Below are 6,374 nucleotides of genomic sequence, written 5' to 3' on the forward strand. Positions count from 1 at the left end.
ACTTTAATCCAATTATATGTCGTCACTCACTGCTACCTAATTTACTCAAAGATACAGTATTCTTACACATAAAAATATAAAATTACACTTGCAACTAAAATGTAGTGCAATATATTCAATGTTTTATATTAAAGTGTTCAATAAAATTTTAATTAAAATTAAGGGAGAATGAGATGAACGATAATAAAAAGAATGGATGTATCGGTTGTTTAGGTTGTTTAGTTGTAATTTTACTCATTGTATTGTTGGTTGGTGGATGTAGTGCTTTCTTCTATATAGAAAATAATAGCGATAGTACCAAAAAAGAAACTTAAAAGAGTTCTGATGCTAAAAAGAAAGAGAAAGAAAATAAAAATTCCGACACTAATAATAGCAAAAATGAAGAGATTAATACTCAAGAAAATGGTTCTCAAGAATCAAATGATAATAATTATGAAGAGTCAAGTAATGCTAATGATAATGGCGATACTTATAATAATCAAAGCCAATCATCTAACAATTTTAATAACAGTACAAATCAACAAAACAACTCAAGCACAGAACTCGATACACCTGATACTAATGCACCAGACATTGATGCACCTGAAAAGAATGATTTACCAAAAACGCCAGATGTCGATGTACCTAAGCCAGGTGAAATAACAAAAGATATGCCAGGTTATGATTCATCCAAAGATAGAGATAACGATGGTATAATAAACGAAAAATAAGCAAAAACGACACTTCACAATTGCTGATATCAACAAATGGTGGAGTGTCGTTTCATTTACTAATGTGCTTCATCACTTATTTAATTTTTAATATTTGTCCTACTTTAATACTATTGGAATCCAACTTATTGTCTGATTTAATTTTGTCTACTGTTGTCTTTTGATTTTTAGCTATACTATACAAAGTATCGCCTTTCTTCACAGTATAGGTCTTCACTAAATACAGTGTTTGTCCCTTGCTAATACTATCATTTTTCAAGTTATTCCATTTCTTGATATTTTCAACACTTACATTACTTCTTTTAGAAATATTATACAGCGTATCACCAGCGACTACTTTATGTGTATCTCCGGTTATCGTATCACTATTACTTGGCGCTTTTAAATTTAATGTTTGTCCTACTGATAATGTGTTATTGCTTAAATTATTCCATTTCTTAATGTCATCAATAGCTACGCCGCTTCGTCTTGAAATACTATACAATGTATCACCTTTCGCCACTTTGTAAGTTGAACCAGTTATTGCGTCATCATTACCGCCACCACTTAGTGCTTTATAATGTTTTTGAACTAAACTATAAAATTGGTCCATGTTATATCCCCACTGATTGAAATAACCTACTGGGTCTGTATGATCCGTGCCACCCCAATATTGACTAATAGCATTGTGACTAATAATTGTACCTGTGCCTTGATTATTATCTGCCAATGATGGAGCCAGTCCATTTTGCTTCAACATTTTAGCAGCTAAATAAGCCTGGTTATTTACAGATTTAGCAAAACCGTCAAATGTATTTGATCTCGTCAACTCTATTTGATAGAAATACGGGTTTGCATTCGCGCCTGCACCCCAAGCTAAATAATTACTTGGTGCTGTTTGGATAATTTTATCACTACTTGCATAAGCATGTACAAAAGCACTCTGATAATTGTTATACATATAATTTACTTCGCCTTCAATCGTACTATTAGGATTGGCCGTTTCATGTATAACAACGCCTATAAATTTTCCTGACTTATAATTATATTTTGGTAAGTTATTCATACGTGAATCTTGAACGATTTTCGCCGGTTTAATATTATTATTTGCAATATATGTATTTACGTCTTGATAAGACCTATTTGCAAAAGTACGCATTTCTACTGAATTAGCATTATGTTCTGCAACCTTATTATGTAATCGTAAATCTTCAGGTGTGAGTTGGTCTTTTAAAGCTTGGGGACTCATCTTTTGTGCTTTATCAAAATCGATTGGCTTGCTTGTATTCTCTTTCTTATCTTTTGCTGTCGTTTGCTTTCCATTATCTTCCTGTGCATATGCTACGGTAGTACTTAATACTAAGCTCGTCGCTACTATTAATGATAAACTTAACCTATACTTCATTTAAAACACTCCTTTTATTATAGAACACGATTTTATCGCAACGTCTATATTAATTAATTCATCTTATTCTTACAGTTTATAATATTATTCAAATGTTTACAAAAAACTTTATTATTTCGTGCTATTTTTTGGATAATCTATATATTAAGTGTTTTAAATATAATAAAAATGAGTAAGATAATGAACTCACAAATACTTTTGACTTCATTATCTTACTCTCATTATTTTTACTACGCTTACATTTGTTGATTAATAAGTTTATCGTCCATAACCCCTCCATTGGTACGTGTTGAGGTTTATAACTTTGTATCATGCTCAAAAATTATAAATCGATAATTACACTTGATAATATCGCAATTAATGCAACTATAAGTACAAACACAAGTAAGGTATCAATCTTTCTTTGGTTACGTTCTTTATATGATTTTCTAAATTCTTTTAATGCCACAAAACCTGCAATTAACACTAATAATAAACACACTAAATCTAAAACCAATGCTAGTACGGCCATCTTCATCACCTCACACACTTTTATTAAATTATAGTTGTACTTATTTGTTTAAAAATGCTTCATGAACAATTAATTAAAAATAGTTACTCAGTAAACTGATAAATAGAGGAATGGTTACTTGCGTAGTCTTTATAATACGCTACCCTTTTTAATATCTCAAAAAACGCAAAGTAGTATTTCACTCCTTTCTAAATACATTGAGTATTAAAATAAAAAAACAAACCACACGCTAAAATCAGCAAATGGTTTGTCGATCATATATTATCTATAACAATTATATATTGTAAAACAGTCAGTTATTTTCAAAGAAATCTTTTGAATATATTCTTAATCTACCACAATTTTCACACAAAACATTTATCAACGTAATGGGCTCATTACCGTAAATAGTAGATAGTAATGGTAAATAATATTGGCCATCCAATACGCTCATGTTAGGGTTATCGCAATTACAAATACCTTTGTTTGTAGCCTTTGACTCAATAATGCTTATGATACGTTTTTTATATATCAGTAAATTTTTACATTGTCATAAACTTTGTATCCTAACATATTATATTTTATCCATTATAATATGTTGTCCCCTTTTAATAAAGCTTAATTTAAAAAAGGCCCTCAATTAAGAGGACCACAGGATTAAAGGAGTTGCGTTCTCCTACACGTCATAGGACGCATAAGAGATTGACCCATTTAATCACTCACGCCCTAAGACGTGCAAAATTATTATAAGTTAATTACTTGTATAAGTAAAATATAAATTATCTCAAAAAAGTAAAAGCTTTCTTAGTAATCAGAAACATAATATTTATTAAAGAAATTTCAATTACTGCTGTTATTGTTTTTCTTTAGTAAGCAAGAGAGCATAAAAGATGTTAAACCATGTAACACCCTTGATTCCAACCAAAAACAAACCGCCTCGAAAGGCGGTTTATCACGGATGAAGTACTGGAGGTACTTCATATATATAGCGTAACATATAAAAATTAGTATTGCCACGCCTATTTTATTTAATTCATTTTAATATTCAACTTTTATGTATGATTTAATATCATGAAAATTTTAAATACCTTTGTAATAGTCGTAAGATTTTTTCTACAAAAAGCCTCTGACTTTATAATTATATAGTTTTAGCCTGTAAGTAAAAAGGTAAATAAGAATAATACAATGAGCTTCAACACATCATTAATCAAAATACGATCTACCTATGTACTTATCTGATTTAAAAGTACGACTTTTATTTTATTAAAGCATGCATGGAAAAGAGCAAATTTCTATATTACTTAATCCAAGAACAGTCCTATTTTAAACAGTTCGATAATAACATATTTTTATAATTTAAACAGTACTTACTAAAAGGAATGATTAGTATGCAATATACACAATACTTACCAGGAACATGGCATATCATAGCTTCTACATTTAAAATGTGGACTTCAGGCAAAAAAACAAATCCATCTATCACTTATTCAATAATACAATCTTATCCCTTAAGAATTCACGATGAAGTAACATACCAAACGCGAAATAAATCAAAATCCATTGTCGGTTACGATACACTAGATAACGACCAATTCAATTGGAGAGGAAAAGGCATTTTAAAACTATTTTCGAGCAAGTGGGACATTATTTATATTGACGATGAAGTGCTAATCATTAATTTTTCTGCTACTTTGGCAACACCATCTGGAATGGATATACTTTTACGTAATAAGCAAAATGCTGATTCATATAAAAGACAAATACTAAATCACCCAGAAAAATTCAACTTAAACACCAAAACTATACAGAAATTTAAATGGTTATTTTAATTTTAGACCAAAAACAATTGCCTATAGATTAAAATACTAATCTTCATGGCTATTAATACTAATAAAACAAAAATAACCCCGTAGGTATATGCCTACGGGGTTTTCAGATACAATATCTATTATTGTTCTTCTTTAACATATGGTAATAATGCCATATGACGAGAACGTTTAATAGCTAATGTCAACATACGTTGATATTTAGCTGAAGTACCTGTTACACGACGTGGTAAAATTTTACCGCGTTCTGAGATAAAACGTTTTAATAATTCTGTGTCTTTATAGTCGATGTGTGTAATACCGTTTGCTGTGAAATAACAAACTTTTTTACGACGACGTCCGCCTCTTCTTGGTCCACCTGCCATGGTAACTGCCTCCCTTTAAGTTATTTTTTTAAATACCGTCTAGTTTTAATGTTTATTAATCATTTATTATGATTCATGTGTTTTTATTTTTTATTAGTAAAAGATTTATAATGCGTGTGAAACATTGTATTAAATCTTTGCGTGTGTGTGCATGTGTAATATTAATCTTATAAAATTATAGACTATTTGTCAATACGTTCAGAATAAATAAACACGCTGAGCTTGAAATAAATTAAATATCTAACTATTAAGTACTAATTTTACTTCTTCGCTTATATCTTTATAATGATTATTTATAAAGAAATGATCACCTTCAAAGAATCGATAATCTACTTTGCCTTTTGTCAGATCTGACCATTTATACAAAGTATGAGCACAAATGGAATCTTGTTTCCCTACAAATACTGATAAATTGATATCTACTTGTCTTTCCTTGGGCTTATCGCAATAATAATCGATTGCTAGAAAGTCGTTTTTCAATGCTGGTTTCACAAGTTGCCATAACTCTTCATGATTTAATACTTCTTCAGATGTGCCCCCCTTATCTCTTATAAACTGTTTGAATTCTTCATCATTCATGGCTTCTATATCATTATATTTATCCAAATAGCCAATCGGTTCACTTGCACAAAGGAACATATGCTTTGGTCGATAACCTAATTGATCCAATTTATAATACAGTTCATATGCTAATATTGTCCCTAAACTGTAGCCTAATAGAATAAATTCTTCAGGTTTTTCATTAATAATTTGCTTAACTAAGTCATCTACCATATCATCAATGCTATCTAACGCCTCTTCAATTAACCTTTCACCACGTCCAGGTAATTCTAATGGCTTAAATTGAATATAACTTGGTAAATTATTCTTCATTGGATAATATAATGCTTTATTTCCACCTGCAAATGGTATACAAAATAATGTTGTTTTAGCCATATACTCGCCCCTTAAAGTATAAATTCTGTATTAAAATTCTTTGTTATATCTAATAACTCTACTTCTAAATCATGGTTAGGTACATCTAAAATCACTGACAATGCATATTTTCCATACACAATATCATGAAAGAATGAACACCGTTGCATTATTTCATCTTCAGTTTCAATAAGTTGATAACGACCTTGAACTGGTGTAATAGAAAAAGAATCTAATGCTTTATACATGCCCATACCAAGTAATTTTAAATAGCACTCTTTCATCGTCCACACTTCAAAAAAACGATTAAGTCGAGAAATTGTACTTTGTGCATCAGTAATGTATCGATACTCTATTAATGCAAAGTATTTTTTGGCAATATCTAAATCTATACTTTCGGTTTTTTCCACATCTACGCCCACATTCGTGTCACTAACAACACATATGGAACAACCATCTGTATGAGACACATTGATGTGTGTATCTTTAGGTAATTTTAATACTGGTTTACCATGAGCATTTTCACCAAATTGAATATGCTCAAATTGCATGCCTGTATGCGCTCGTACACAATAATACTTAAACCATTTAGAGTATTGAGGATGCCTCTTAAGATTATGGTAATCAAAACCTTGCGTATTTAATACATATATCGTTATTTTCACGGTCACACTTCCACATCAC

General features: G+C 30.3%; 7 protein-coding genes. 2 read left to right on the top strand and 5 right to left on the bottom strand.

Annotated elements, in window-relative coordinates; genetic code table 11:
* Positions 1-173: 173 nt before the first annotated feature.
* Positions 174-314: a hypothetical protein gene (locus LG295_RS13075; RefSeq protein WP_318832438.1), complete on the top strand. Its 141-nt coding sequence runs from the start codon at positions 174-176 to the stop codon at positions 312-314.
* Between the two features lie 472 nt (positions 315-786).
* Here LG295_RS13075 and LG295_RS13080 read toward each other — a convergent pair whose 3' ends face one another.
* Positions 787-2,094, bottom strand: coding sequence for an N-acetylmuramoyl-L-alanine amidase (locus LG295_RS13080; protein WP_107531113.1), 1,308 nt, complete (start codon positions 2,092-2,094; stop codon positions 787-789).
* 322 nt (positions 2,095-2,416) lie between these two features.
* A complete protein-coding gene (locus LG295_RS13085) occupies positions 2,417-2,605 on the bottom strand; it encodes a hypothetical protein (RefSeq protein WP_107531112.1) in 189 nt (62 codons plus the stop codon).
* 1,367 nt (positions 2,606-3,972) lie between these two features.
* Between LG295_RS13085 and LG295_RS13090 the strand changes: the two genes are divergently transcribed.
* Entirely contained in the window at positions 3,973-4,413 is a 441-nt protein-coding gene (locus tag LG295_RS13090; RefSeq protein WP_318832439.1) for a hypothetical protein, read from the top strand.
* A gap of 119 nt (positions 4,414-4,532) precedes the next feature.
* Here LG295_RS13090 and rpsR read toward each other — a convergent pair whose 3' ends face one another.
* From rpsR to LG295_RS13105, 3 genes are all read right to left on the bottom strand, one after another.
* Complete coding sequence (gene rpsR / locus LG295_RS13095) at positions 4,533-4,775, bottom strand: 30S ribosomal protein S18 (RefSeq protein WP_002484306.1); 243 nt, start codon at positions 4,773-4,775, stop codon at positions 4,533-4,535.
* 240 nt (positions 4,776-5,015) lie between these two features.
* A complete protein-coding gene (locus LG295_RS13100) occupies positions 5,016-5,711 on the bottom strand; it encodes a thioesterase domain-containing protein (RefSeq protein WP_318832440.1) in 696 nt (231 codons plus the stop codon).
* 11 nt (positions 5,712-5,722) lie between these two features.
* Positions 5,723-6,355 (bottom strand): 4'-phosphopantetheinyl transferase superfamily protein, encoded by a 633-nt coding sequence (locus LG295_RS13105; protein WP_318832441.1) that lies wholly within the window; start codon positions 6,353-6,355, stop codon positions 5,723-5,725.
* Between the last annotated feature and the right edge of the window lie 19 nt (positions 6,356-6,374).

Source organism: Staphylococcus pseudoxylosus, assembly GCF_044794325.1.
Taxonomy (GTDB): Bacteria; Bacillota; Bacilli; order Staphylococcales; family Staphylococcaceae; genus Staphylococcus; species Staphylococcus pseudoxylosus.

Coding starts and splice junctions, on each gene's coding strand:
- LG295_RS13080 (WP_107531113.1), bottom strand. CDS start 2,094: ATGAAGTATAGGTTAAGTTTATCATTAATAGTAGCGACGAGCTTAGTA.
- LG295_RS13085 (WP_107531112.1), bottom strand. CDS start 2,605: ATGGCCGTACTAGCATTGGTTTTAGATTTAGTGTGTTTATTATTAGTG.
- LG295_RS13100 (WP_318832440.1), bottom strand. CDS start 5,711: ATGGCTAAAACAACATTATTTTGTATACCATTTGCAGGTGGAAATAAA.
- LG295_RS13090 (WP_318832439.1), top strand. CDS start 3,973: ATGCAATATACACAATACTTACCAGGAACATGGCATATCATAGCTTCT.
- rpsR (WP_002484306.1), bottom strand. CDS start 4,775: ATGGCAGGTGGACCAAGAAGAGGCGGACGTCGTCGTAAAAAAGTTTGT.
- LG295_RS13075 (WP_318832438.1), top strand. CDS start 174: ATGAACGATAATAAAAAGAATGGATGTATCGGTTGTTTAGGTTGTTTA.